This is a genomic window from Kribbella sp. NBC_01245 (assembly GCF_036226525.1).
Classification (GTDB): domain Bacteria; phylum Actinomycetota; class Actinomycetes; order Propionibacteriales; family Kribbellaceae; genus Kribbella.
In genome coordinates, this window is record NZ_CP108487.1 from 4,200,291 (window position 1) to 4,224,731 (window position 24,441).

23 protein-coding genes are annotated in these 24,441 nt (G+C 67.6%); 13 read left to right on the forward strand and 10 right to left on the reverse strand.

All coding sequences use genetic code 11. From position 1 onward, the window contains the following. Positions 1-15: 15 nt before the first annotated feature. The 3 genes from OG394_RS18610 to OG394_RS18620 all read right to left on the reverse strand — a co-directional run bounded on the left by OG394_RS18610 (position 16) and on the right by OG394_RS18620 (position 3,838). Positions 16-1,443: a S28 family serine protease gene (locus tag OG394_RS18610; RefSeq protein ID WP_328996661.1), complete on the reverse strand. Its 1,428-nt coding sequence runs from the start codon at positions 1,441-1,443 to the stop codon at positions 16-18. Between the two features lie 428 nt (positions 1,444-1,871). Then, on the reverse strand, positions 1,872-3,149 hold the full coding sequence (locus tag OG394_RS18615) for a sensor histidine kinase (RefSeq protein ID WP_328996662.1): 1,278 nt from the start codon (positions 3,147-3,149) through the stop codon (positions 1,872-1,874). Next, positions 3,146-3,838 carry a response regulator transcription factor gene (locus tag OG394_RS18620; RefSeq protein ID WP_328996663.1) on the reverse strand — a complete coding sequence of 231 codons (693 nt, stop codon included), beginning with the start codon at positions 3,836-3,838 and terminating at the stop codon, positions 3,146-3,148. The genes OG394_RS18615 and OG394_RS18620 overlap by 4 nt, the downstream gene beginning before the upstream one ends. 135 nt (positions 3,839-3,973) lie before the next feature. On the opposite strand from OG394_RS18620, the gene OG394_RS18625 reads away from it, so the two are divergent. The 6 genes from OG394_RS18625 to OG394_RS18650 all read left to right on the forward strand — a co-directional run bounded on the left by OG394_RS18625 (position 3,974) and on the right by OG394_RS18650 (position 9,352). Further along, on the forward strand, positions 3,974-4,225 hold the full coding sequence (locus tag OG394_RS18625) for a hypothetical protein (protein ID WP_328996664.1): 252 nt from the start codon (positions 3,974-3,976) through the stop codon (positions 4,223-4,225). Between the two features lie 2 nt (positions 4,226-4,227). Next, positions 4,228-5,265 (forward strand): AAA family ATPase, encoded by a 1,038-nt coding sequence (locus OG394_RS18630; protein WP_328996846.1) that lies wholly within the window; start codon positions 4,228-4,230, stop codon positions 5,263-5,265. Beyond that, positions 5,262-6,209, forward strand: coding sequence for a DUF58 domain-containing protein (locus tag OG394_RS18635; protein WP_328996665.1), 948 nt, complete (start codon positions 5,262-5,264; stop codon positions 6,207-6,209). Before OG394_RS18630 ends, OG394_RS18635 begins: the two co-directional genes overlap by 4 nt. Next, positions 6,206-7,153, forward strand: a complete 948-nt coding sequence (locus tag OG394_RS18640; RefSeq protein WP_328996666.1) for a VWA domain-containing protein — start codon at positions 6,206-6,208, stop codon at positions 7,151-7,153. Before OG394_RS18635 ends, OG394_RS18640 begins: the two co-directional genes overlap by 4 nt. Positions 7,154-7,311: 158 nt before the next feature. Next, the gene (locus OG394_RS18645; RefSeq protein ID WP_328996667.1) at positions 7,312-8,082 is read left to right on the forward strand and encodes a S1C family serine protease; all 771 of its coding nucleotides are present in this window, start codon (positions 7,312-7,314) and stop codon (positions 8,080-8,082) included. A gap of 421 nt (positions 8,083-8,503) precedes the next feature. Continuing rightward, complete coding sequence (locus tag OG394_RS18650; protein ID WP_328996668.1) at positions 8,504-9,352, forward strand: class I SAM-dependent methyltransferase; 849 nt, start codon at positions 8,504-8,506, stop codon at positions 9,350-9,352. Here the strand turns inward: OG394_RS18650 and OG394_RS18655 are convergent. From OG394_RS18655 to OG394_RS18670, 4 genes are all read right to left on the reverse strand, one after another. After that, a complete protein-coding gene (locus OG394_RS18655) occupies positions 9,296-10,717 on the reverse strand; it encodes a PepSY-associated TM helix domain-containing protein (protein ID WP_328996669.1) in 1,422 nt (473 codons plus the stop codon). The two genes, OG394_RS18650 and OG394_RS18655, sit on opposite strands and share 57 nt — an antisense overlap. Positions 10,718-10,892: 175 nt before the next feature. Further along, positions 10,893-12,971: a hypothetical protein gene (locus OG394_RS18660; RefSeq protein WP_328996670.1), complete on the reverse strand. Its 2,079-nt coding sequence runs from the start codon at positions 12,969-12,971 to the stop codon at positions 10,893-10,895. 153 nt (positions 12,972-13,124) lie between these two features. Continuing rightward, entirely contained in the window at positions 13,125-14,549 is a 1,425-nt protein-coding gene (gene xylB, locus OG394_RS18665; protein ID WP_328996671.1) for a xylulokinase, read from the reverse strand. Then, positions 14,546-15,517, reverse strand: a complete 972-nt coding sequence (locus OG394_RS18670; RefSeq protein ID WP_328996672.1) for a sugar-binding transcriptional regulator — start codon at positions 15,515-15,517, stop codon at positions 14,546-14,548. The genes xylB and OG394_RS18670 overlap by 4 nt, the downstream gene beginning before the upstream one ends. 176 nt (positions 15,518-15,693) lie before the next feature. Between OG394_RS18670 and OG394_RS18675 the strand changes: the two genes are divergently transcribed. The 7 genes from OG394_RS18675 (at position 15,694) to OG394_RS18705 (ending at position 22,020) form a co-directional block, all read left to right on the forward strand. Next, on the forward strand, positions 15,694-16,692 hold the full coding sequence (locus tag OG394_RS18675; protein WP_328996673.1) for a zinc-dependent alcohol dehydrogenase family protein: 999 nt from the start codon (positions 15,694-15,696) through the stop codon (positions 16,690-16,692). Further along, positions 16,689-18,032, forward strand: a complete 1,344-nt coding sequence (locus OG394_RS18680) for an ABC transporter substrate-binding protein (protein WP_328996674.1) — start codon at positions 16,689-16,691, stop codon at positions 18,030-18,032. The genes OG394_RS18675 and OG394_RS18680 overlap by 4 nt, the downstream gene beginning before the upstream one ends. Continuing rightward, positions 18,029-18,970 carry a carbohydrate ABC transporter permease gene (locus OG394_RS18685; RefSeq protein WP_328996675.1) on the forward strand — a complete coding sequence of 314 codons (942 nt, stop codon included), beginning with the start codon at positions 18,029-18,031 and terminating at the stop codon, positions 18,968-18,970. The genes OG394_RS18680 and OG394_RS18685 overlap by 4 nt, the downstream gene beginning before the upstream one ends. After that, entirely contained in the window at positions 18,967-19,785 is an 819-nt protein-coding gene (locus tag OG394_RS18690; protein ID WP_328996676.1) for a carbohydrate ABC transporter permease, read from the forward strand. The genes OG394_RS18685 and OG394_RS18690 overlap by 4 nt, the downstream gene beginning before the upstream one ends. Before the next feature lie 73 nt (positions 19,786-19,858). After that, positions 19,859-20,461 (forward strand): uridine kinase family protein, encoded by a 603-nt coding sequence (locus OG394_RS18695; RefSeq protein ID WP_328996677.1) that lies wholly within the window; start codon positions 19,859-19,861, stop codon positions 20,459-20,461. After that, complete coding sequence (locus tag OG394_RS18700; protein WP_328996678.1) at positions 20,458-21,249, forward strand: NAD-dependent epimerase/dehydratase family protein; 792 nt, start codon at positions 20,458-20,460, stop codon at positions 21,247-21,249. Before OG394_RS18695 ends, OG394_RS18700 begins: the two co-directional genes overlap by 4 nt. An 81-nt stretch (positions 21,250-21,330) precedes the next feature. Then, the gene (locus OG394_RS18705) at positions 21,331-22,020 is read left to right on the forward strand and encodes a hypothetical protein (RefSeq protein WP_328996679.1); all 690 of its coding nucleotides are present in this window, start codon (positions 21,331-21,333) and stop codon (positions 22,018-22,020) included. A gap of 8 nt (positions 22,021-22,028) precedes the next feature. On the opposite strand, the gene OG394_RS18710 is transcribed toward OG394_RS18705, so the two are convergent. From OG394_RS18710 to OG394_RS18720, 3 genes are all read right to left on the reverse strand, one after another. Further along, entirely contained in the window at positions 22,029-22,652 is a 624-nt protein-coding gene (locus OG394_RS18710) for a hypothetical protein (protein WP_328996680.1), read from the reverse strand. A 111-nt stretch (positions 22,653-22,763) separates the two neighbouring features. Beyond that, the gene (locus OG394_RS18715) at positions 22,764-24,047 is read right to left on the reverse strand and encodes a thymidine phosphorylase (protein ID WP_328996681.1); all 1,284 of its coding nucleotides are present in this window, start codon (positions 24,045-24,047) and stop codon (positions 22,764-22,766) included. Further along, a complete protein-coding gene (locus OG394_RS18720) occupies positions 24,044-24,439 on the reverse strand; it encodes a cytidine deaminase (RefSeq protein ID WP_328996682.1) in 396 nt (131 codons plus the stop codon). The genes OG394_RS18715 and OG394_RS18720 overlap by 4 nt, the downstream gene beginning before the upstream one ends. Between the last annotated feature and the right edge of the window lie 2 nt (positions 24,440-24,441).

The following is a 24,441-nucleotide window of genomic DNA, read 5'->3' on the forward strand; positions in this document are numbered from 1 at the left end:
CCCTGCTTTCAGGGGTTAACGCATGTGCTTGTGCTGGGCGCCCGGGTCTACGGCCTGGGCAGTCCGCTGCGTGGCTACAACCGTCTCAGGCACGCCCATCCAGTTCTGCAGGATGTGCGTAGCCTCGGTGCGCTGCGCCGCCGGTAGCCGGCTGATGTTGGATCCGTGGTTACCGTCCGGCACGGTGAACCAGTGCGAGTCACGAGTGCCTCTACCCGGCTCGAACTTCTCTGCGCTCCACGGGTCGTTCTCGCCGTAGACGAAGAGCATGCGCTGTCCCTTGGCCGACAACCAGTTCTGCACGTCCAGCATCGCCAGCGGGTCGTGCCGCGGCTCAATCGCGTCCGGTACGGCGGCAGGCGCGTCCCCGGCCTCCTTGTAGCGCAGTAGCCCCTGCAGCCAAGTAGTGCGGCTCGCGACGTCCGGCCAGTTCAGCTGATGCGTGGCCTGGAAGAAGTACGGCAGGAAGCCCTTGGTGCCCTCGTCCGAGTAGAAGCTCCACCCGGCGACGTTGTCGAAGAAGTCGAACAGCTCCTGGTCCGTCGCGTCGGCAGACCCCGGCACACTCGGGCACGCGGCCTGGTTCGAGTACTGCCAGAAGGCGAACGGCGTATCCAGTACTGCCGCCTCGAACGACCTGTCGGTGCTACCGAACGTGTCCTCGTACGTAAGCCCGTTCGCCTTCGCATACGCGTCGAGCTTCGCCACCATCGCCGTACGGCGTAGTAGCGCGTTGCGCTGGGCGTTGCGGAGTGCCTGGTTGCACGCCGGGTCAGTACCGGCTTCCTGGATGAACCCGACGTAGATGTCCTTCTTGTTGAACACGTCATGCGGTGCGACGTACGCGACGGTGGCGTCCACGTCGTTCGGGTAGAACCGGCGGTGGTAGACGGACGTCATACCGCCCTTGCTCGCGCCGGTGTTGACCCACTTGGCGCCGTACAGCGCCTGCTTGAAGGCCTGCGCGATCCGGTGCTGGTCGGTCGCGGCCTGCCAGATCGTGAGCTTCGACCAGTCCTTGCTGGCCGGCGTCGAGGCGTTGAAGAAGCGCTGTTCGACGTTCAGCTGGTTGGCGTCGAGGAGCCGGGTGGGCTCGCTGGTGAACGCACCACCGACGCCGCCGTACCCGGTGGTGTGCAGCACGGTCGGCCGGTCGAACGCGCGATGCCAGAGCGTGACGCGCTGCTCGAACTTCTCTCCGTTCGGCTGGCGGTGGTCCGCGGGCTGGGTGTACTGCAAGACGAAGAACGGCTTGCCGCTGACCACCGTGCTGCTCTGGATCCGCAGGCCGGGGATCGTCGCGAGCTTCGCCCGGACCTCCTCGATCGGATCCGCAACAGTGGTCGTCTCTTGAGCCGGTACGGCGTTGGCAGCTGTCGGCGCGAGCGGAATCGCGAGTAATAGGGCGGCTATAACCAGGGCGGTGGTACGCGGCGGGCGCATGCGTCTCCTCGTGCGTGGGCGGTTCCCGGACCGGCCTCACGCCTTTGGTCCGAGAACCCTGACCCTAAGCAGGTCGAACGCCACCAGGGAAGACGTCCAGCCGCAAACAAGGGCTAACCGCCACACCCTTCCCCCTGCCGCGAGTGTCACATCTGGTCCGGCGGCAGTCCGGCAGACATCGCCCTGACGAAATGCCGTTCATCGGGCCCTCGTGACCAGGTGTGTCGAGCATCATCGGTCCCTTGTGACCACGCGCGCTCTCGCCCTACCCCTTGCATTCATTCGTCGGAATCCGCCCTCTCAGCCACAGCGGACAGGCGCAGGTCGGCGGACGGAAGAGGGCGGATTCCGACGAATGAATGCAAAGTCCGTGGGCAATGATCCGCGACGCGCCTGGTCACAAGGGCCCGATGAACGGAAGGAAGTTGCTAGGGGCGAGGGCCGAGGGGGTCTTCGGGGGGTGGGGTGGGGAGGCGGCGGTCGGCGTTGGTTAGGGAGCGCTCGGGGAGCCAGAGGACGAAGGTGCTGCCTACGCCGAGTTCGGAGTGCAGGGCCACGGAACCACCGTGGCTTTCGACGATCTGGCGGACGATGGCGAGGCCGAGGCCCGCGCGGCGCTCGCCGGTGGAGGCGCCGGTCGACGCTCGCGGCGGGACTGTTGCCGGGTCTTGGCGTTGGCCCGAGCGGAAGAAGCGGTCGAAGACCCGGTCGGCGTCGTCTTCGGCGATCCCTGGACCTTCGTCGCGAACGGCGATCCAGGCCCATCCGCCGCGTGACCCGACGGCCAGGACGAGGTCGCTGCCACCGCGTGCGAGGCGTACGGCGTTCGAGAGCAGGTTGTCGACCGCCCGGCGCAGGGCTTGCGCATCACCCGCCGCGGTCGGCCCGGGCGCGAGGCGTCGTACGAGCTGGAGCTCTCGGTCCTCGGCGATGAGCGTGTATTCCTCGGCGGCCTCGCTCGCGATGGCGGCGAGGTCGACGTCGGCGTCCACGAACGCGGGCGAACTGCGGCGCGCGGAGGCCAGCAGGTCCTCCACCAGCCGGGTCATCCGCTGAATGGCCCGGCCGACGATCGCCGTGGCCTGGGCCCGATCGGCCGGGGGCGTGTCGTCGTGGGCGAGGACGGCGTCGACGTTCGCCTGGATCACGGCGAGCGGGTTACGCAGTTCGTGCGAGGCGTCGTCGACGAGCTGGCGCTGGGCGACGAACGCCTCCTCCAACCGGTCAAGCATGCCGTCAACGGTGTCACCCAGGGTGCGCAGCTCGTCCGGCGGCCCGCCGAGGGCTATCCGTCGGGACAGGTCGGTCGCGGTGATCTCCTGCGCGGTCGCGGTGATCTGTCGGACCGGCCGCAGCGCCCGACCGGACAACCACCAGCCGGTGCCGAGACTGACCAGGAACAGTACGCCGATGGCGATCGCCGAGTAGTCGCGCAGATTCTGCAGCGTCTGGAACTGCACCGCGCCCTCGATCGCCGAGAGCTCCGCCGCCTCGATCGTCTGGCCGGGCTTGACGTGCAACTCGCCGTCCTGGCCGCGATACATCTTCTTCACCGTAAAGGTGTTCAGCTCGCGCGCATCCGTCATCGAGGACAGCGCGAAGTACACGCCGCCCAGCATCAGCGCCGACAACCCGATCAGGACGGCCGAGTACGTCACGGTCAGGCGGAAGCGAACCGTCCGCATCCAACCGGGCAGCCGGTTCATGTCTCACCTCTTAACCGGTAGCCGCGGCCGATCACCGTTTCCAGCAAGGGATCCTCGCCATCGAGCGTGAGTTTGCGCCGCAGCGTGCCGACCGTCACCCGCACGCTCTGGGTGAACGGATCGGCGTTCTCATCCCAGACGTGTTCGAGCAGTTCCTCGGCCGAGACGACGTGCCCGGGCCGGGACATCAGATAGCGCAGTACGCCGAACTCCTTCAGCGTGAGCGACAACTCGCGCCCGGCGCGGGTGGCGAGGTGGCGGGCGCTGTCGAGCGCGAGATCGCCGACCTCCAGCAGGGCCGATCCGTTGGTGACGTCGCGGCGCAGCAGGGCCCGGATCCGCGCGAGCAACTCGACCAGCGCGAACGGCTTCGTCAGGTAGTCGTCGGCGCCCTCGTCCAGCCCGGCGACGCGATCGGCCAGACTCGCGCGAGCCGTCAGCATCAGCACCCGCAGGTCCCGGCCGGACGCCACCTCGATCTCGCCCCGGCGGACCGCCCGGCAGATGTCGAGCCCGGTGGTATCGGGCAGCGTGATGTCGAGTATCGCCAGGTCGTACGCCGTACTGGCGAGCTTTTCCATCGCCTCCTGGCCCGTCCCGGCCGCGTCGACGGCATAACCGGCCCGGCCCAGTCCCGAGCGCAACGCGCTGACCAGGCCTTCCTCGTCCTCCACCACCAGTAATCGCACGAGACCAAAGTAGCTGGGCCTCCCCGTAACGCCCTTAACGCCTTTCGTTGCCTTTTCGGTTCGCTTTCCGGTCGTTTTCGCGAGCTCTTGATGATGTGGAGCCCGTCGAGTCCACAACCGAAGGAGCTAGTCCAGATGAGGAAGTTCAGTACCAGCAAGCGACTCCTGGTCGGCGGTATCGCCACGGCGGCGGTCGGCCTCGGCATCGGCGGGGTCGCGTATGCGGCTGGTGACAACAACCCGACGCCTGGCCAGGAGCAGGGTTACGTGACGATCGAGGAGAACCCGACCGCGGACACCACCCCGTCGCCGGGCGCTGACCGCGATTGCCCGGAGAAGGGCGCGCAGGGCTCTGAGAACAACGGCACTGCTGAGGGACAGGCGTGACCATTCACGCCGGCGGCTCCGCATCGGCACACGCCGGTGCGGAGGGCCGCCTCCCCGAGACCGCCGTGCTGGAGCGGGCGCTGTTCGAGGTGAAGCGGGTCGTCGTCGGCCAGGATCACCTGGTCGAGCGGATGCTGGTCGGCCTGCTGGCCCGCGGTCATTGCCTGCTCGAAGGCGTGCCAGGTGTCGCGAAGACCCTGGCCGTCCGCACTCTCGCCGAGGTGATCGGTGGCCGGTTCGCCCGGTTGCAGTTCACCCCCGACCTGGTGCCCGGCGACATCATGGGCACCCGGATCTGGCGGCCGTCCGCGGAGGGCTTCGACACCGAACTCGGCCCGATCTTCGCCAACCTCGTACTGGCCGACGAGATCAACCGTGCCCCGGCCAAGGTCCAGTCGGCACTACTGGAAGCCATGGCCGAGAACCAGGTCAGTATCGGCGGCAAGAGCTACCCGTTGCCAGAGCCGTTCCTGGTGCTCGCTACGCAGAACCCGATCGAGTCCGAGGGCGTGTACGCACTACCAGAGGCGCAGCGGGACAGGTTCCTCCTGAAGATCACTGTGGGCTATCCCGCGCCTATGGAGGAACTGACCATCCTGCAGCGGATGAGCGCCCACCGGCCGCACGCGAGCGCCGTACTGACTCCTGAGCTGGTGTCGGAACTACAGGCCGCTACGGAAGAGGTCTTCGTCCACAACGCCGTCGCCGAGTACGTCGTACGTCTAGTGCACGCAACCCGCGAGCCTTCGGCGTACGGGATCAACGACCTCGACGGCGTACTGGAGTTCGGCGCGAGCCCGCGGGCCACGCTCGGCCTGGTCGCGGCGGGACGAGCGCTCGCCTTGCTGCGCGGACGGGATTACGTGCTGCCCGCGGACGTGTACGACGTGGCGCAGGACGTGATGGCGCATCGACTGGTGCTGACGTTCGACGCGTTGGCCGACGGGCTCGACCCGCGTTCTGTCGTCGCCCGCGTGCTGGCCTCGGTGGAGCAGCCGCACGTCGTACCGGCTGACGAAACGAGGGGGTCGGCGGCGTGAGCACCTCCGACGATCTCCTGGCCGGGCGGGAAAGGGCGTTAAGGACGCTGGAGTTGTCCGTGAAGAAGCGCCTGGAAGGGTTTCTTCACGGCGATATCACCGGGCTCCGGTCAGGCCCGGGCAGCGAACCGAACGAGGCACGCCCCTACCAGCCCGGCCAGGACGACGTACGGCGGATGGACTGGAACGTGACGGCCCGATCGCTGGAGGCCCACGTCCGGGCGCCACTCGCCGAGCGCGAGCTGGAGACCTGGGCGCTGGTGGACGCGTCCGCCAGCATGGACTTCGGTACGGCGCTCGCGGAGAAACGGGATCTGGCCGTCGCGGTCGTCGGCGCGATCGGGCTGCTCGCGGACCGGCCGGGTAACCGCCTCGGCGCGCGCGTGGCCTTCGGTGACCAGCTGACCCGGATCCCGGCGGTCGGCGGCGCGGCGGCACTCCGTCGTACCTTCCGCACACTGTTGTCGCTACCGCGGCTGGAACCGGGGGCGCACCCCACTACGGATCTGGTCACGGCCATCCGGCGGCTCGACCGGGAACATCCCCGGCCCGGTCTGCGGGTGGTGGTGTCCGACTTCACCGAGGACTCGACCGCGTGGGCCAAACCGCTGCGACGGCTCGCCGTACGGCACGAGGTGATCGCGGTCGAGGTGATCGATCCGCGCGAGCTGGAACTGCCCGAGGTCGGTCTGCTCACGCTGGTCGATCCCGAAACCGGCCGGCGGCACGAGGTCCAGACCAGCCGGCGCCGGATCCGGGAGCGCTATGCCGTGGCCGCCGCCGAGCACCGGGAACGCACCGCCGCCGCCTTGCGCTCGGCCGGTGTGGCCCATCTGCAACTCCGGACGGACCGCGACTGGGTCCGGGACGTCGCCTCGTTCGCGTCGGCCCGGCGTCGTGCCGCGGCCCGCCGGTCCCCACTGAACAGGGATGGCATCCGATGAGATTCGAACAACCCGCGTGGTTGTGGCTATTACTGGTGGCCGTGGCCCTGGTGATCGCCTACGTGATCGCGCAGAAACGCCGCAGCCAGTACGCCGTCCGGTTCGCCACCTTGCCGATGCTGGCGAAGGTGACGCCGAAACGGCCCGGCTGGCGACGGCATGCCCCGGCCTTCGCGTTCCTGGCGGCGATCATCGTGCTCACGATCGCGATCGCCCGCCCGGTCGCCGACGTACGAGTGCCGCGCGAACGCGCCACCGTCATCGTCGCGCTCGACGTCTCGAACTCGATGGCCGCCACGGACGTCGAGCCGAACCGGTTCGAGGTGGCGAAACAGGCCGCGACCGAGTTCGTCGAGAACCTGCCGGAACAGTTCAACGTCGGCCTGGTCTCCTTCGCCCGTACGGCGACCGTGGTGACCCCGCCGACGACGAACCACCAGGCGACAACCGATGCCATCGGCAACTTGACGATGACGGACAGTACGGCGATCGGTGAGGCGGTGCTGACCGCGTTGCAGAGCATCCAGAGCCTTGACGCGGAGGCGGAGTCCGATCCGCCACCGGCTCGCATAGTGCTGCTGTCTGATGGCGGTAATACTGCGGGACGGCCGATCGACGAGGCGGCCCAAGCCGCGACGCAGGCCGGCGTACCGGTATCGACGATTGCCTACGGCACCGCCGAGGGCACGGTCGACATCGACGGGCGCAACATCCCGGTCCCGGCTGATACGACCTCGCTCGAGGGTCTTGCGGATGCGACATCGGGCAGCTTCTACAGCGCTGAGAGTGATACCGAGCTCCGCAGCGTTTACTCCGATCTCGAGTCCTCCATCGGCTGGACGACCGAGGAACGCGAGATCACCAACCTGGTCGCCGGTATCGCACTGGCCGCCGCCTTGCTCGCCGGGCTGGCCTCGCTGCTGTGGTTCTCCCGACTGCCTTAATTGGAGCCCTTATGAACGCACATCTCGGCAGTCCGTTCCGCGGCCCGCACTACCTACCGGGCCCGGTACCGCCCCCTGGCCGCACCCCTGATTCCGTCACCCCGGGTTCCGTCCCGCCGGCATCCCTTGCACCGGCGCCTACGGCCCCTCGGCCCGGGGTGACGGCCCCACCTGCTCCGGTACGCCGCGGCGGGCGCGCGTTGGCCACCGGGATCGCCTTGTCGGTCCTGGCGGGCGGGTTGGCCGGCGCAGCCACCGGGACGTACTTCGGTGACAGCGACAACGCTGCCGCGCCAATTCAGTTGCCCCAGGCAAACGCTCCGGCGCCGTTGCCGGGAGCAAGTATCGCGAACGCGGCGGCCGCCGTACTGCCTGGAGTCGTCTCGGTCCGGGCCGGTCGCGCGACCGGTTCTGGCTTCGTCATCGACGCGCAAGGGCATGTCGTCACCAACGCCCACGTGGTTCAGGAGGCCCGAAATGTCACGCTCGTGCTGTCGACCGGGCGAACGGTTTCGGCCGAGATCGTCGGGATGGACGAGGACAACGACATCGCGGTGCTGCGGACCGAGGCCACGGGGCTCCGTCCGCTCACGCTCGGCCGCTCGTCGCAACTCCGGGTGGGTGACCCGGTGCTGGCCATCGGCTCACCACTCGGCCTGGAAGGAACCGTGACCGCGGGCATCGTCAGCACGGTCAACCGCCAAGCCCGCTTCGGCGACAACGGCAACCGCCAAACCGCGATCCAAACCGACGCCGCCATCAACCCCGGCAACTCCGGCGGCCCCCTCGTCAACGCCTCCGGCCAAGTAGTAGGCGTCAACACCGCCATCGCCACCCTCAGCGGCGGCAGCCGCACCGGCAACATCGGCATCGGCTTCGCCATCCCAGTAGACCGCATGAAAACCATCGTCGAATCCCTCATCAACTAACACCATTTTTTGCGTTCATTCGTCGGAATCCGCCCTCTTCCGTCCGCCGACCTGTGCAGGTCCGCGATGCTGGAGGGCGGATTCCGACGAATGAACGCAAAAATGTGGCCAGACCCGAATGCCGCCTGCCTGCGGACACCCCGCCACGGTCGGACGCGAAGTGCGCCTCGCCTGTGGATGCCGAGCCCACGGCACCAAGCCCCGACCGTGGCAGCGCTGACGACAGGCGAGCGTGCCATCCCTCTCGCGAGTGGTCGCGTCATGACGCGTCCACTCGCGGGGTATTTGGGGACCACTCGCAGGCGTGTTGGGGTCCGCTCGCCGGGGTGTTGGGGTCCACTCGCGGGGTATTGGGCCGAGTCGCGTCATAACCTGACCACTCGCGGGGTGTTCGGACGGGATCACTCGCGGCCAAGGAACGGTGATCGGACTCGTGGAGGTTGTGGTGGGGTTGGATGCGGATGCTCGGCGGATGGTGGCGGCTAATGAGGCCAATTGGGATGCGCGGGCGCCGATTCATGCCAGTAGCGAGTTTTACGCGCAGCCGGCGCGGTATTGGTTCGCCGATTACGAGTGGGATGAGCTTGGCGATCTGACTGGCAGGGATGTGCTGCATTTGCAGTGCCACCTTGGTACGGAGACGATCGCGTTCGCGGCGGCAGGCGCTCGCAGCGTCGTGGGGCTCGACTTGTCGTCGCGGTCGGTCGAGGAGGCTCGGCGGATCGCGGCGAAGGCAGACGCCGACGTGTCGTACATGCATGCGGATGTGTACGACGCCGTTGACGCGTTGGAGGGACGGCAGTTCGACGTCGTCTACACCGGCAAGGGCGCGCTTTGTTATCTGCCGGATCTGCCCGCGTGGGTGGACGTCGTACGGCGATTGCTGAAGCCGGGCGGATCGCTTTATATCGTGGAGTTCCACCCATTGCTCAACGCGCTCGGCCCGACGCCACCGCCCGACAAGAGCCAGGATCTCCTGCTGCGCAACGATTATCTCGAAGGGCGTGGCCCGATCACGCGCGAGTCGAACCGTACGTATACCGGTCACGAGGTGCCCGGGAAGACCGAGAGCTACGAGTGGATGCACGGCCTCGGCGAGGTGGTGACGGCATTGGTCGCGGGCGGGCTGCGGATCAAGAGCCTGCGCGAGTCCGAGGTACTGCCCTGGCCGCGGTTCGACGCGATGGTCGAGACGGCCGAGGGCTGGTATCGCCTACCCGACGAGTACCCCCGCATCCCGCTGCTCTTCGCCCTGCACGCCCTCGCCTGAGGTTCGGCCGCGATAGAGGCCGAACGCGAGGTCGACGAGGAGGAACGCCGCGAGGCTGATCCCCAACAGGGGAAGGAAAATCCCGACACCAACGGCCGCCGCGAGTACAACGACAAGCCATGGCAAAGACGCGCGCCGCCAGGCCCCACGCTGCGCCGGCCGCCCGAACCGAATCGCGTGACCACGAGTCGGACGACGGAGCCACCACATCCGGTACCCCCAGACGACCATCGCGATCACGACGACCATCACCGCGACCAGGATCAACTGGTTCGCAAGACCGAAGAGCACGCCCATATGCGCGTCGATCCCCCACCGGGTCAGCTTTGCGGCCAGCGGATAGTCGTCGAACCGTACGACGTCCAGCACCTCGCCGCTCATCGGATCGACCGCGACCGAGTCGGCCTGGGTCGGCCAGAGTTTGCCAATCTCCTGCACCACAAAGGCGGAACCGGCCTTCTTCGGCGCGACGATCTCGACCGGTCCGTCGAGCTGAGCCGATCGGGCCGACGTCATGGTCCGGTCCCAGCTCTCGACCTTCGGATCCTCACCCGGCGCGGGCATTCCGGCATGACCGGTGTGATCGGTACTGACCGCCGTACTGACAGACGGCGTCGTCCAGCTCAAGGCGGAGCGCAACTCGTCGACGTTCTCACCGGCGAAGCGCGACCACGTAAGTCCAGTGGCCGACAGGAACAACATCACGACAATGACCCACGTTCCGGCCGCGCCGTGCCAAGACAACGTACGGCGGCGAGGGCTGCCGCTGCGCTGCGGTTTGAGCCGTGACCCAGAACGTCGGCCAGTCCACCACAACACCAGACCAGCGAGCGCGATCAGCCACAACCACGATGCGGCCAATTCGCTGTAGAGACGACCGGTCTCCCCAAGATGAAGGTTGCGGTGCAGCCCAGACAACCAAGTACGCAACGGCAACGCACCAGTGGAGCCATAGGCAACCAATTCCCCGGTGACGTCGGCGTTGGCCGGGTTGACGAAAACCGCGAGCCGCTCGGATTCGCCCAGCCCTGGTACGCCGAGCAGCACGCGCGTGGTGTCCTCCGGACCAGCCGCCGGCCGGATAGCGAGCAACGTCCCGTCCGGATGATGCTCGCGCGCGGCGGCGACCTGCGCACTCAACGGCACGGTCGACCTCGCGCTATCGACCGTCAACGTGTCGCGATAGATAACGCTCTCGATCTGCGGGCTCAAGGCGTAAAGCAGCCCGGTGGCGGCAACGACCACGAGGAACGGACCGACCAGGATCCCGGCGTAGAAGTGCAACCGAAGCAACAACGGCCGCAAACTTGACCGTGCCAGCCCAGGCTTACCAGCAACGTCATTGGAAACGTCAGCATCGGCCATGGTGGCCTACCTCTCGCGGGACAACGTCAGAGCGTCAACGGTCACGGACACTCAGTAGTGTGGCCCGCCGCCATTGCCACCAGATTTCGCCACCACTAGTTGCCGTTGCCACCGTATTTCCCCATGCTCTCGCCCAAGAACAGCGCTGAGAGGTCGGGTGGCAACGGCCGCTGAGTCATCCCTTCCGGACGGCCAATCCGTCGATCTGGACGAGCTGGCTGTTTCGCGTGACCAGTTTCACCGTCCCGTTGATGGCCGTCGCGGACACCGGCAGGGCCAGCAACACCTGCCGTTCGGTCTGCGGACGGTAGAGGTAGAGGATGCCCGCGAGCTTTCCACCGTAGAAGACCTGGACCGATCCGCAGCCCGGGCACCGGGTCGCCACGACGTACACCTGCTTGCCCTTGACCGTGCGGGTCAGTGCGGCTCCCGGGCGGTTGGTCGCGGTCGCCGTACCAAGGTAGAACTGGCTGCTCGTCTGCCTGTTCCAAACCCCGACGGCCGTCAGCGAACGGTCGTCGACCGGCCGCGCGAAACAACGCTCCGCCGACCAGCCGGAGAGGTTGCCGAAAGAATCGCGGGCGCGGACCGAGAAGCAGTACTCGTACCCCGCGGCCAGGTTCAGCGTGAGCGAGGTCAGCTTCGAGCCGATCCGCGGATTCGCGTAGGCCCCGAAGGTCCCGTTGTAATGCGCGGTGCGGTAGCGCAGGTCGTACGACGCGACACCGCTCGGGTCCGTCGCGCCATACGTCACCGTGGCCGTCCCCGCCTTCGTCAGCGCGAAGGTGGGGTTGATGATCTTGGCAACCGGCGCGGTCGCGTCGACCGTGAACGACCTGGTCGCCATCGCAGCGCGGCCATCAGCGTCCGTCACCTTCACCCGGAGCGTGTGGCTGCCCGCGGTGAGTCCGGTTTTCTTGTACGGCGAGACGCAAGCCGCCGCCGGGGTGTTGTCGAGCTGGCAGCTGGCGGTCTGACCAGGCTGCGGCGCCACGATGCGAAACGGGACCGAGATCGACGGGCCGAGCGTCGTCGCCGGCAGCTCGATCTTCACACCCTGTCCGTGCCAGCCGAGCCGGAAGATGGACTCATCCTCCGGCCGGATGAACTGCCTGGTCTCCGGACCGGGTTTGCCGTCCGCGCCGATCGCGGCAACCCACACCGAGTCACCGGCGAACTGTGCCGACCGGATGGCAGCGACTCGGGTCGCGTCCGGCGACCACGCCACGGACCGCAGCGAGGTGCCGCGCGCTTCGCCGAGCAAGGGAGTCCCACCGCCGACGGGGATGACCGCGACCGCCTTGTCGATCGAGTAGGCGATCCACCGGCCGTCAGGTGAGACGACCGGCACGCTGGCCCGATCGGTCCCGGTGTACGTCAGCAGTGTGGCGCCCGCCGCCTTCGCCTGAACCCGGCGCAAGGGGCGGCCGACGGCGTCCTGCACCACGAGGGTCTGGCCATCCGGCAGCCAGGCCGGCCCGACCATGCCACAGCCGACGCGGATCGGCGTCCCCCCGGTGGCCGCCACAATCTCCAGGCAGTTGTCGCCTGTGACGGTCCTTCGCTCGTAGGCGATCCGACTGCCGTCCGGCGACCAGGCCATCATCTTGATACCGGACGAGTTGTCGAGGATCTTGACTGCTACGCCGTTCGGCTTGTTCGCGGGCGTCGTCCAGATGCTCGCGCCGCCCTGGGTGAACGCGAGCTGCGAACCGTCAACAGAGGCGGCCACGTCGGTGATCCCGGACTGGGTGATGCCGTCGGGGGCGAAGGGCACCAACTGAAGCCCGTCGCGTGCCGCCTGGCTGAGGAACCAGCGGCCGGAACCATCGCTGTTGCGCCGGTATTGCGCCGTCGAGATGGCCTCTCGCGCCGGCGCGGGCTGGATCGGCGCGCTCGCCGGGCCGAGTCCGTCCGCGGTCGCGGCGGCGACGCTGTAGGTGGCTCCCGGCACGAGCTCGGGCGCGGTCCAGCCGAACGGCTCAGGGCCGGACCGGAACACCTGGAACGTGTCGGTCTGGCTCCCGACCGTGCGACTGACGGTGAACGATGAGACCGAATCCGCCTCGTCCACGGGCAGCCGCCAGGTCAGGTCGACCCCGGTGAAGGTGGCCCGAACGGTCACGTCCTGCGGCACCGAGGGAAGTGCCGACGACTGACGTGAAACGGCGGCGTGATCGGTCGCGCCCAGCGCCGGAACGGGAGCCGCGAGCACCAGTCCCGTCGTGAGAGCGACCAGGGGAACGATGCGCAAAAGGACTCCAGGTGATTCGGGCTGGCGATGGTCTCCGGCTGAATATCGCGTTGCCCGGCCCGCTGTTACTGCCATTGCAGGAAGCTGCAGCCACAGGTGACCAAGGACACCAGATCCGTTGTCCTAGGCAATCGTCAGCTGACTGGCAGTCATCTATCGCGGTGTGGAGAGTAAGGCCTGGCTGTTGGTGAGGACTGAGGTGTAGTGGGAGCGGATGGTGGCCGCCTCCGTGTCGGAGAGGATTGACGGTTCGGGCTTGCTGACCGGGACGTCCCACGTGGGCGGAGCCTCCGCACCCGACAACGCCCAGGCGGCCTGGCGAGCTGCGCCGAGGGCGACGTACTCGGCGGGCTCGGGCAGGACGACGGGGGCGCCGAGCAACGAGGGGGCGAGAGCCTGTACGGCGCGCGAGCGGGCCGCGCCGCCGAGGAGGAGCACGCGTTCGACCGGAATTCCCTGTGCACGAAGGGCATCGACGGCATCCGCTAACCCGCAAAGCATGCCTTCAACCGCCGCCCGGGCCATCGTAGACGGCACCGAAGTGGCACGCGTCAGCCCGTAGATCAGCCCGGTCGAATGCGGCAGATCGGGCGTCCGCTCTCCATCGAGGAACGGCACCAGCACCAGCCCATCGCTCCCAGCGGACCCGAGCGCGGCCTCGTCGAAGGCGGTCAGGTCCATACCGAGCAGCGCGGCCGTTGACGAGAGCACCCGGGCTGCGTTCAACGTGCAGACCAAGGGCAAGTAGCCACCAGTCGCGTCCGCGAATCCGGCCACCAGACCCGCGGCATCCTTCGTAGGCGCCGAGCTCCGAGCAAACGCCGTACCACTAGTGCCAAGCGACACCGCCACGTCACCAGGCTGGAGGTCGAGCCCGAGGGCCGCCGCCATGTTGTCGCCCGTCCCCGCGGCAAGACCCGCGCCACCGGCCGTCGTACCAACGATCTCCGCCGGCCCCGCCACCCGCGGCAACTGCAACGCCCGCCCGAAAGCCAACTCAACCAAATCCGACCGGTACGACTCGCTAACAGCGGACCACCAGCCCGTCCCAGACGCATCACCACGATCGGTCGTCAACCCCGAGATCCCCGAGCGGTCGGCCGCCAACCGATGCGTGAGCCAGTCATGCGGCAACGCCACAGCCTCAGCCCGCGCCGCCGCATCCGCAGCGTGATCCCGCATCCACCGCAACTTCGTCACAGTAAAACTGGGCACCGGCACGACGCCGGTCGCGGCCGCCCAGGCCGCAGACCCGCCAAACTCCTCGACAAGCCCAGTGGTCACCCCAGCCGACCGAGTGTCGTTCCACAACAATGCGGGATATACGACCACACCAGCCGAGTCCATCAGCACCATCCCGTGCTGCTGACCGCCGACCGAGATCGCCTCAACACCATCCAGCAAACCCTCGGAAGCAGCCGACCACGCCTGCCACCAGGCTTCCGGATCGACCTCGGTCGCGTCGGGATGGGAGGCCCGGCCTTCGCGCAACACCTCGCCGGTGTCCGCGTCGCAGACCATCACCTTCGTCGCCTGGGTGGAACAGTCCACTCCGGCGACGAGCCTCCGTACCGTCATTGGGTCTCCTTCTCGGTGGCAGCCAGCACCCGCAGGGTCTCCCGGGCCAGGTCAGAGGTCGTCACCAGGGTGCTCACCAGCCCGGCGCGCACCGCGGCGACCACAGCCGGCGCGCGATGCACCCCGGCGGCCAGAGCGACCCGTTCGGGCGGTCGACGCAATTGTTCCACCGAGACGGCGATGACCAGTTGCTCCAACGGCGATTCGACCAGCTTGCCGTCGGCGTCGAACACGTGTCCGCTGACCTCCGCGACGGCTCCCGCGGCCGCCGCCTGCTGCCGGATCTCGGGCGAAACCGCGTCCCACACGGTCGAACAACCCGATCGCCAGGCACCGATCGCGACCACCGACACGTCGAGCGCGTCGGCCATGTTGAGCGTGTCCGCGATCCCCGGCTGCCTGCGCAGTGCCGTCACCGCGGCCGCGTCGTCGACAACCAACGGCGCATGTACGGCGTGCGCGGTCCCGCCCGCGAGGGCTGCCGCGCGACGCGCCAGGTCCATCGTCGTACCGCCGCCGCTCGGCGAATGCAGCGAACCGGCCATCTGGACGACCGTGCACGGCGGCAGGTAACCGAGGTGGTCCACCATCGCGTCGACGGCCCGGCTCCAGGTCAGGCCGAGCAGGTCGCCATCCCGGACCAGCGGCGGCAGGATCCGCGCGGCGGCCTGGGCCACCTGCGAACGGACCTGCTCGGGCGATCCGGACGTGTCCGTGACCACGCAGCGCGCCAGCCCGAGGGCCTGCGCGAGCTCGTCGGACAGCCCGCGATCGATGGGCGACGGGCTCTTCACCTGGATCTGCACGATGCCGCGACTCCGCGCCTCCTCGAGCAACCGGGCGATCTTGAACCGGCTCAGCTCGAGCTGTTTCGCGATGTCGACCTTCGAGGTGTTGTCCAGGTAATAGCGCCGGGCGACATCGGCCAGCAGCTCGTCGTCCGCTTCACCGTCGGCTTGCGACTTCATCGAATCCACACCCCAATCTGCCACCTCGGCGCCGAGCCCGAAGGCACCGGGTTGCCGCACGATAACCGGTTCCCGGCCACGCCACGAGATGTTGACACCCGTTGGACAAGCCCGTAGGAATGACATCACATCACATTTGAGCCAGCAAGTGCCCATATGAGCATCAGGAGGTCGGCGTGCGAGCAGTGGTCATCGACGAACCCGGCAAGATTCGGGTCACGGACGTCCCCGAGCCCGAACCCGGCCAAGGCGAGGTCCTGGTCGAGGTCGGCGCCTGCGGGGTCTGCGGCACCGACCTGCACATCGCGGCGGGCGAGTTCCCGCCCACGCCGTACCCGATCGTTCCCGGCCACGAGTTCGCCGGCACGATCGTGGGCCTCGGCCCGGACGTCGAAGGCGGTTGGGCGGTCGGCGACAAGGTGGCCGTGGACCCGTCGCTGTTCTGCGGGCACTGCCGCCAGTGCCGCCGCGGCCGGGGCAATCTCTGCGAGAACTGGAACGCCACCGGCGACACCGTGGACGGCGCCTTCGCCGAGCGCGTCGCCGTACCGGCCTCGACCTGCTACCGGCTCCCCGAGAACCTGAACTTCCAGCAGGGCGCGTTGATCGAGCCGGTCTCCTGCGCCGTACACGGGCTGCGCCGCCTCGGTGTCGAGGTCGGCGAGCGCGTGCTGGTCATCGGCGCGGGCACGATGGGCCTGATCATGAGCCAACTGCTGATCGCGAGTGGCGCCCAGGTCACGGTCGTCGACCTGGCCGAGTCCAAGCTCGGACTGGCGAGCGAGTTCGGCGCGGTCGAGGTCGCCACGTCGACAAAAGGCTTGTCCCGCAGGGGCTTCGACGCGGCCGTCGACGCGACCGGCGCTACCCGGGCGATCGAGGACGCGTTCGACGCACTCGATCGCGGCGGCCGGTTGGAGGTGTTCGGCGTGGCTGACGGCGAGGCCAAGATCACGCTGTCGCCGTTCCGGATCTACAACGACGAGATCCGCATCGTCGGCTCGATGGCGGTGCTGAACAGCTATGGCGAAGCCGTCGAACTCGTTGCCAACGGCACCATTTCGTCGGAACGCCTGATCTCGCACACCTTGCCACTGGACGATTTCGAACAGGCACTCGAACTGGTGCGGTCGGGGTCGGCGACGAAGGTCCAGATCCTGCCGAGGCCGTCATGAAAACACGCGTGATTGTTCTGCTCGCGATCGCGGCGTTGCTCGCGGGTTGTGGCGGCGCCGGCTCCTGGGGTGGCGGCAGCAAAGACCAACTCGTGGTCGCGATCGTCTCGAACTCGCAGATGTCCGACGCGATCTCCCTGTCGGACCGGTTCGAGAAGGAGCACCCGGGCGTCGAGTTGACGTTCGTCTCGCTGTCGGAGAACGAGGCGCGCGCGAAGATCACCGCCTCGGTCGCGACCGGTGGCGGCGAGTTCGACGTGGTGATGATCAGCAACTACGAGACCCCGATGTGGGCCGCGAACGGCTGGCTCGTGAACCTTCAGCCGTACGCCGACAAGACCGAGGGGTACGACCCGGACGACTTCATCCCGACCGTGCGTGAAGCCCTTTCGTACAAGGGTGATCTCTACTCCGTGCCGTTCTACGGGGAGTCGTCCTTCCTGGTCTATCGCAAGGACCTGTTCGACCAAGCCGGGCTGACCATGCCGGATCGGCCGACGTGGCAGCAGGTCGCGTCGTTCGCCTCGCAACTCGATAAGCCCGAGCAGAACCAGGTCGGCATCTGCCTGCGCGGTCTGGCTGGTTGGGGCGAGAACCTCGCGCCGATGAACACCGTGGTGAACACCTTCGGCGGCCGCTGGTTCGACGAGAACTGGAACGCGCAGCTCAACTCCCCCGAGAGCGCCGAGGCGATCAAGTTCTACGTCGACCTGGTTCGCAAACATGGCGAGCCCGGTGCCGCGACGGCCGGCTTCTCCGACTGCGCGACGCGTTACAGCCAAGGCCAAGCGGCCATGTGGTACGACGCAACGTCGATGGTCGGCGTGGTCGAATCGCCTTCGGACTCGACGGTTGTCGGCAAGAACGGCTACGCCCAGGCGCCAGTGGTGAAGTCGAAGAGCTCGGGCTGGCTCTACAGCTGGTCCCTGGCGATTCCGAGTACGTCGAAGAACCCGGACGCGGCGTGGGACTTCATGTCCTGGATGACGAACAAGGACTACATGAAGCTCGTCGGCAATGAGCTCGGCTGGGAACGCGTACCACCCGGCAGCCGCCTCTCGACCTACCAGATCCCGGAGTACGCCGAGTCCGCGCAGGCCTACGCGAAACCGACGCTGACCGCGATGGGCGAGGCCAACCAGGACAAGCCGACCGTGCAGCCAGTGCCGTACGTGGGCATCCAGTTCGTCGGCATACCCGAGTTCCAGGATCTCGGCACCCGGGTCGGCCAGCAGATGTCGGCCGCCATCGCCGGACGGATCAGCGTGGACGAGGCGATCGCGCAGTCCCAGCGGTACGCCGCCGCCGTGGGCAAGGGATACCAGGAGGCTTCCCGATGAGTACAGCTGTGATGCCCGAGCCGTCGGTCCTTACCGATGACGCGCCGGCTCGTCGTACCGATCGCAAGGAGGGCTGGGCCCGGCGTGGACCGCTGTTGCCCGCACTGGTCTTCGCGATCCTCGTTACGCAGTTCCCATTCCTCGTAACCCTCTGGTATTCGCTGCAGTCCTGGAACCTGGTCAGGCCGGGCTCAAGGCGTTTCGTTGGCCTGAGCAACTACGGCCAGGTGTTCACCGATCGCGTCTTCCGGCAGGCTGCGCTCAACACGATCCTCATTACCGGCTCCTGCGTCCTGGTGGCGTTGGTACTCGGCACAGGGCTCGCGATCCTGCTGGACCGGAAGTTCCCGGGCCGTGGCGTCGTACGGACCTTGCTGATCACGCCGTTCCTGGTGATGCCGGTGGCCGGGGCGCTGCTCTGGGGCACGTCGATGTTCGACCCGAGCTTCGGCATCGTGAACTACGTGATCGGGTGGGTCGGGATCGATCCGGTCGACTGGGTGTCGAGTTACCCGCTCTTCTCGATCGTCACCGCGCTTGTGTGGCAGTGGACGCCGTTCATGATGTTGTTGATCCTGGCCGGTCTGCAAAGCCAGAACACGTCGGTGCTGGAGGCGGCCTCGGTGGACGGCGCCAGCCCGTTCAAGACGTTCGTCTTCGTCACGCTGCCGCACTTGCGCCGGTATCTGGAGCTGTCGGTATTGCTCGGCGCGATCTACGTGGTCAACACGTTCGACCACATCTACATGATGACCCAGGGTGGTCCGGGTACGGCGAGCGCGAACCTGCCGTTCTACATCTACCAGCGCGCGTTCCTCGGCTTCGATGTCGGTCAGGCCGCCGCGATGGGAGTGGTGGTGGTGATCGGCACCATCATCGTCTCGACCGTGGCCCTGCGGCTGATCTTCACCAGCTTCACGAAGGAGGGCACCGAATGAGCCGGAAACGCACGATCAGCTCGGTCACGACCGGTTTCACCTGGTTGATCGCCCTGCTGTTCTTCTTCCCCGTGTTCTGGATGGTGCTCACCTCCTTCAAGCAGGAGGCCGACGCCTACACGGAAACGCCGAAGCTGTTCTTCAAGCCGACGCTGGACCAGTTCGCCGGCGTCTTCGAACGTGGCGCCGGGCCGTACTTCGCGAACTCCCTGGTCGCCTCGATCGTCTCGACCCTGCTGGTGTTGCTGCTCGCCACGCCGGCGGCGTACGCGCTGTCGATCCGGCCGGTTCGCAAGACGCAGGACGTGCTGTTCTTCTTCATCTCGACCAAGATGCTGCCGGTGGTCGCGGTGATCGTCCCGCTGTACGTCATCGCCGGCGAGATCAAGGCCCTCGACAACCTCTGGGTGCTGATCGTGCTCTACACCGCGATGAACCTGCCGATCGCGGTCTGGATGATGCGCTCGTTCCTTCAAGAGATCCCGTCCGAGGTGCTTGAGGCCGCGTCGGTCGACGGCGCGTCGCTGCGGCAGACCTGGGTCAGCGTGATGGCGCCGATGGTGGCACCGGGTATCGCCGCCACGGCCCTGATCTGCGTCATCTTCACCTGGAACGAGTTCTTCTTCGCGGTGAACCTGACCGCCTCGGCCTCCCCCACCGTCCCGGTCTACCTGGTCGGCTTCATCACCAGCGAAGGCCTCTACTGGGCCCAACTCTCCGCCGCCGCCACCCTCGCCTCCCTCCCGGTCGTCATCGCCGGCTGGATAGCCCAAAAGCAACTGGTCCGAGGCCTCTCCATGGGCGCCATCAAGTAGGCCACCCTCTTTCTGTCCGCGAGTGGACGCGACCACTCGCGGGCAGGAAGAGGTGGGGTGGCAGGATGGCGCGGTGAGTGTGAGGGTGATTTTGCTGGCTGGGCCGTCGGGGACGGGGAAGTCGCACCTGGCGGAAACGTTGGGGCTGCCGGTGGTTCGGCTGGACGACTTCTACCGGGATGGGGACGACGCCGCCATGCCGAGGTCGCCGCTGGGCATCGTGGACTGGGACCACCCGGGCTCGTGGGATGCCGACCGAGCCGTGGACGCGCTCGCGGAGCTCTGCGCGACCGGGGTCGCGGATATGCCGATCTACGACATCTCCGCCGACGGGACGGTCGGGCATCGTCCTGTCAGTACGCACGGCTCGCGCCTGGTCGTTGCCGAGGGCATCTTCGCCGATCAGGTCGTACCCGAGTTGCGCCGCCGGGGGCTGCTCGCGGCCGCGATCTGCATTCGGCATCACCGCATCGTCACGTTCGTCCGCCGCCTCCAGCGCGATCTGCGCGAACACCGCAAGCCTGCGCCGACACTGGTCCGCCGCGGGTTGTTGTTGCTCAAGGACGAGCCTCACGTCGTACGACGTTGCCTGGCCGCGGGTTGCGAACCGCTGACGCCACGGGCCACCCGGCGCCGGATCGCGGAGTTGATCGCCCAGCAGGAGGAGCAGGTATGACCGTCCTGATCACCGGGGCCGCCGGCTTGATCGGCACCATCCTGCGCGAGCGTCTCGATCGGCCGTTGCGCCTGCTCGACGTGGTGGAGCCGCCGGCTGCCGCGCCAGGCGAATCGGTCGAGATCCTGCCGGCCACCTCGGTCACGCATCTGCCCGCACTCCGCTTCGCCTGCGAGGGCGTCGATGCCGTCATCCACCTGGGCGGTATCCCGTTGGAGGACCGCTGGGAGAAGATCCTCGCGGTCAACATCGACGGCACCCGGGCCGTACTCGAGGCGGCGCGCCAGGCCGGCGTACCGCGGGTGATCCTTGCCTCTAGCAACCATGCCGTCGGGTTCGAACGACGCTCGCAGGCGCCGCCGGAAGGCCTGCCGGCCGACGTACCGCCGAAGCCGGACACGTACTACGGCATGAGCAAGGCGGCGATGGAGGCGCTGGGCAGTCTGTACCACTCGCGGTACGGGATGGACGTGGTCTGCCTGCGGATCGGGTCCTGCCGCGAGCAGCCCTTCGCCGCGTCCGAGCTGCCGATCTGGTTGTCGCCCGATGACATGGGCCGGTTGGCGGTGGCCGCGCTGGATACGCCGGCGCCGGGATTCCGGATCGTCTGGGGTGTTTCGCGCAATACCGCCCGCTGGTGGTCGCTGGCCGAGGGCGAGGCGATCGGCTACCACCCGGCCGACGATTCGGCGGCGTTCGCGGCGGACGTCGTACCGGATGACACCACCGATGACCTGCTCGGCGCGGATTTTTGCCGGCGGCCACTCGGCGAGCCGTTCACGCTCTGAGACCGTTCGCCTGCCGTTCATCTGCGACTGGTCCGATCCGAGGGAACCATCCCCGGACCCGCGGAGGTTTCCGTGCGGCGCGTGCTCCGACCGTCTGCCCTGCTGCTGACGCCTGCCCTGGTTCTGACGTCTGCCCTGGTGCTGACCGCTTGCGGCACGGGCGAGACCGGCACGGGCTCGCAGGCGACCGACGCGCAGGCGAAGACGGACGTGGCTCCGGTCAAGGCGCCGCTCACCGGTCTGGCCGCGTTGGTCGTCACGCCTTCCGGCTTCCGGTCGCCGCCGGTTCGGAGCGGGCGCGAGATCTCCGGGCCGTTCAACACCACGAAGTACGTCGAGCAGCACTCCACCGCGCCGTACGAGGATCGCGCCCTGCTACTCAACGCCGACTTCACCGAGGGGTACTACGCGACCCGGATCAGCGCCGACCGCCGGACCACGGCGACCACCTACCTCTTCCGCGCGGGCACACCGGCGAAGGCCCGAACCCTGCAACACGGCATGTGGGCGGAAGACACACACGGCACGCCGTTCCGCGTGCCCGGCGTCGGAAACGTCCAAACCGGCACCAAGGTCATCGTCAGCGCCACGTCCGGCCGAACCGTCGCAGCCATGGACGTCACCTTCACCATCGGCCGCACCGTCGTCCGCATCAACGTCCGCCGCCACCTAGCCGACAACGAACTGGGCCTACTCCCCAACACCCGCCTCGCGACAACCCTCGCCCAACAGCAATACCGCCGCCTCCGGTTGCCCGCAGCAACCAAATAGAGGCAGGGTTAGGTGGTGGGGGTGCAGGGGGTGTTTTTGAGGGTGTATTCGGTGAGCATCCAGGCTCCGCCCATGTTCGTGAGGATGACGGTCAGCTTCAGTTTCGGCCACTTCGTGGCGCCTGGGCCTCGGTAGGCGACGCCGTTCGCGCGGACGAGTACTGACTTGCTCTGGTCGTAGCAACCGGTCAGCAGCACTAGGCGTAGACTCGCGCCCCTCACTCGCGCCGTGACTTTCACCAAACCCCCGCTCAGGTCCTTCCTGGCGACCTGGCCTGCCACGTTGTCCCGGATCGATTTCACCAGTGCCGGGACCGCGATCTCCTTGAGACCGGGGTCGTCGACGTTCGTGGCGAGCATCTTGTGGGTTCGCCGCTCGAAGTCGGCGTACGACCGGAGCGCGGCGCGCGCGGTGCCGGGCTTCGCGGGCAGGTCCAGGGTCAGCGTCAGCGTGCCGTACTTCTGCACGCTCCGGGGCTTGTCCGGCGCAGGGGTGGTGGCGCTCGGCGTGGGCGTTGCACTAGGGGTGCTGGCCGATGGGGTCGCGGTGGGACTCGTCGTCGGCGGCGGGTCGGCAACCTCGTCGGTACCGCCACAGGCCACCAACGACATCACCGATGCGCCAGCCAGCAACGACGATAGGATCCAACGAGAACTCTTCACCGGTTCAATTCCCTAGATTTCTAGCCGATTCGACGACCCGAGGCTACTGCCGAACCAGACCAATCGAGCGACCGGCCGGAATCAGGCGGTGATCTTGTCGATGATCAAAGGCGTCGGGCTGTACGACGTACCGATCTCGACTGCGTCGGTAAGGGATTCGAGGGCGCGCTCAAAGCGAGATGAGGCGTCGGCGTGGAGCGTAAGGAGAGGCTGACCCTCCACGACCGTGTCGCCCGGCTTGGCGTGTAGCTCGATCCCGGCGACAGGCGAAACCGGGTCTTCCTTGCGCGCGCGGCCGGCGCCGAGGCGCCATGCGGCCACGCCAACGGCGAGGGCGTCCAGGCGAGTCAGTACGCCGGAGGCCGGCGCCGTGACGACGTGGGTCTCGGGCGCGACGGGGAGCTCGGCGGAAGGGTCGCCACCTTGGGCCGCGATCATCCGGCGCCACGCGTCCATCGCCGTACCGTCGCGCAGCTTCTCCGAAGGGTCCACGTCCGTGACGCCTGCGGCCGCGAGCATCTCGACGGCCAAGGCGACGGTCAGTTCAACCACGTCGGACGGGCCGCCACCGGCGAGCACCTCGACCGATTCGCGGACCTCCAACGCGTTACCGGCGGTTAGACCGAGAGGCGTCGACATATCCGTCAACAGCGCGACGGTACGCACGCCCGCATCGGTGCCGAGGGCAACCATCGTCTCAGCCAGTTCGCGCGCGTCCGCGAGTTCCTTCATAAAGGCGCCTGTGCCGACCTTGACGTCCAGCACAAGCGCACCCGTGCCTTCGGCGATCTTCTTGCTCATGATCGAGCTGGCGATCAACGGAATCGCCTCGACCGTGCCAGTCACGTCCCGGAGGGCGTACAGCTTCTTGTCCGCCGGAGCCAACCCGTCACCCGCGGCGCAAATGACCGCGCCCACGTCGTCGAGCTGGCGCATCATCTCGTCGTTGGACAGTGCCGCACGCCAACCGGGGATCGACTCGAGCTTGTCCAGCGTGCCGCCGGTGTGGCCGAGGCCGCGGCCGGACAGCTGCGGTACGGCGACACCGCAGGCCGCCACCAAAGGGGCCAACGGCAACGTGATCTTGTCGCCGACGCCACCCGTCGAGTGCTTGTCCGCGGTCGGCCGGGACAGTTTCGAGAAGTCCATCCGCTCGCCCGACGCGATCATCGCGGCCGTCCAGCGGGAGATCTCGCGCCGGTTCATCCCGTTCAGCAGGATCGCCATCGCGAGCGAGGACATCTGCTCGTCCGCCACCGCACCCCGGGTGTACGCGTCGATCACCCAGTCGATCTGGCCATCGCTCAGCTCACCGCGATCCCGCTTGGTCCGGATCACGTCGACCGCGTCGAACTTCTCGCTCACTTCTTCTCCAGGTTCTCGGGTCCGAACGCGTCCGGCAGGATCTCGCTCATCGGGCGTACGCCGGCCGCCAGCTCCACCAGCAGGTTCGGGCCACCGTGTTCGTACAGCAGTTGGCGGCAGCGTCCGCATGGCATCAGGATCCGCTCATCGCCGTCCACACACGTGAAGGCGACGAGCCGGCCACCACCGGTCAGCTGCAACGCCGAGACCAGACCGCATTCCGCGCACAGCGACAGGCCGTACGACGCGTTCTCGACGTTGCATCCGGCAACGATCCGGCCGTCGTCGACCAGCGCCGCGGCGCCCACCGGGTACGACGAATAGGGCGCGTACGCCCGTCGCATCGCCTCGACGGCCGCCGCCCGCAACGCCTTCCAATCGACCGGTGTCACGG

What these genes read in the sequence shown, in the direction of transcription:
- OG394_RS18625 (WP_328996664.1), top strand. Translation starts at nt 3,974, where the DNA reads ATGAGGAAGTTCAGTACCAGCAAGCGACTCCTGGTCGGCGGTATCGCC.
- OG394_RS18615 (WP_328996662.1), bottom strand. Translation starts at nt 3,149, where the DNA reads ATGAACCGGCTGCCCGGTTGGATGCGGACGGTTCGCTTCCGCCTGACC.
- OG394_RS18685 (WP_328996675.1), top strand. Translation starts at nt 18,029, where the DNA reads ATGAGTACAGCTGTGATGCCCGAGCCGTCGGTCCTTACCGATGACGCG.
- xylB (WP_328996671.1), bottom strand. Translation starts at nt 14,549, where the DNA reads ATGACGGTACGGAGGCTCGTCGCCGGAGTGGACTGTTCCACCCAGGCG.
- OG394_RS18690 (WP_328996676.1), top strand. Translation starts at nt 18,967, where the DNA reads ATGAGCCGGAAACGCACGATCAGCTCGGTCACGACCGGTTTCACCTGG.
- OG394_RS18640 (WP_328996666.1), top strand. Translation starts at nt 6,206, where the DNA reads ATGAGATTCGAACAACCCGCGTGGTTGTGGCTATTACTGGTGGCCGTG.
- OG394_RS18610 (WP_328996661.1), bottom strand. Translation starts at nt 1,443, where the DNA reads ATGCGCCCGCCGCGTACCACCGCCCTGGTTATAGCCGCCCTATTACTC.
- OG394_RS18700 (WP_328996678.1), top strand. Translation starts at nt 20,458, where the DNA reads ATGACCGTCCTGATCACCGGGGCCGCCGGCTTGATCGGCACCATCCTG.
- OG394_RS18670 (WP_328996672.1), bottom strand. Translation starts at nt 15,517, where the DNA reads ATGAAGTCGCAAGCCGACGGTGAAGCGGACGACGAGCTGCTGGCCGAT.
- OG394_RS18680 (WP_328996674.1), top strand. Translation starts at nt 16,689, where the DNA reads ATGAAAACACGCGTGATTGTTCTGCTCGCGATCGCGGCGTTGCTCGCG.
- OG394_RS18655 (WP_328996669.1), bottom strand. Translation starts at nt 10,717, where the DNA reads ATGGCCGATGCTGACGTTTCCAATGACGTTGCTGGTAAGCCTGGGCTG.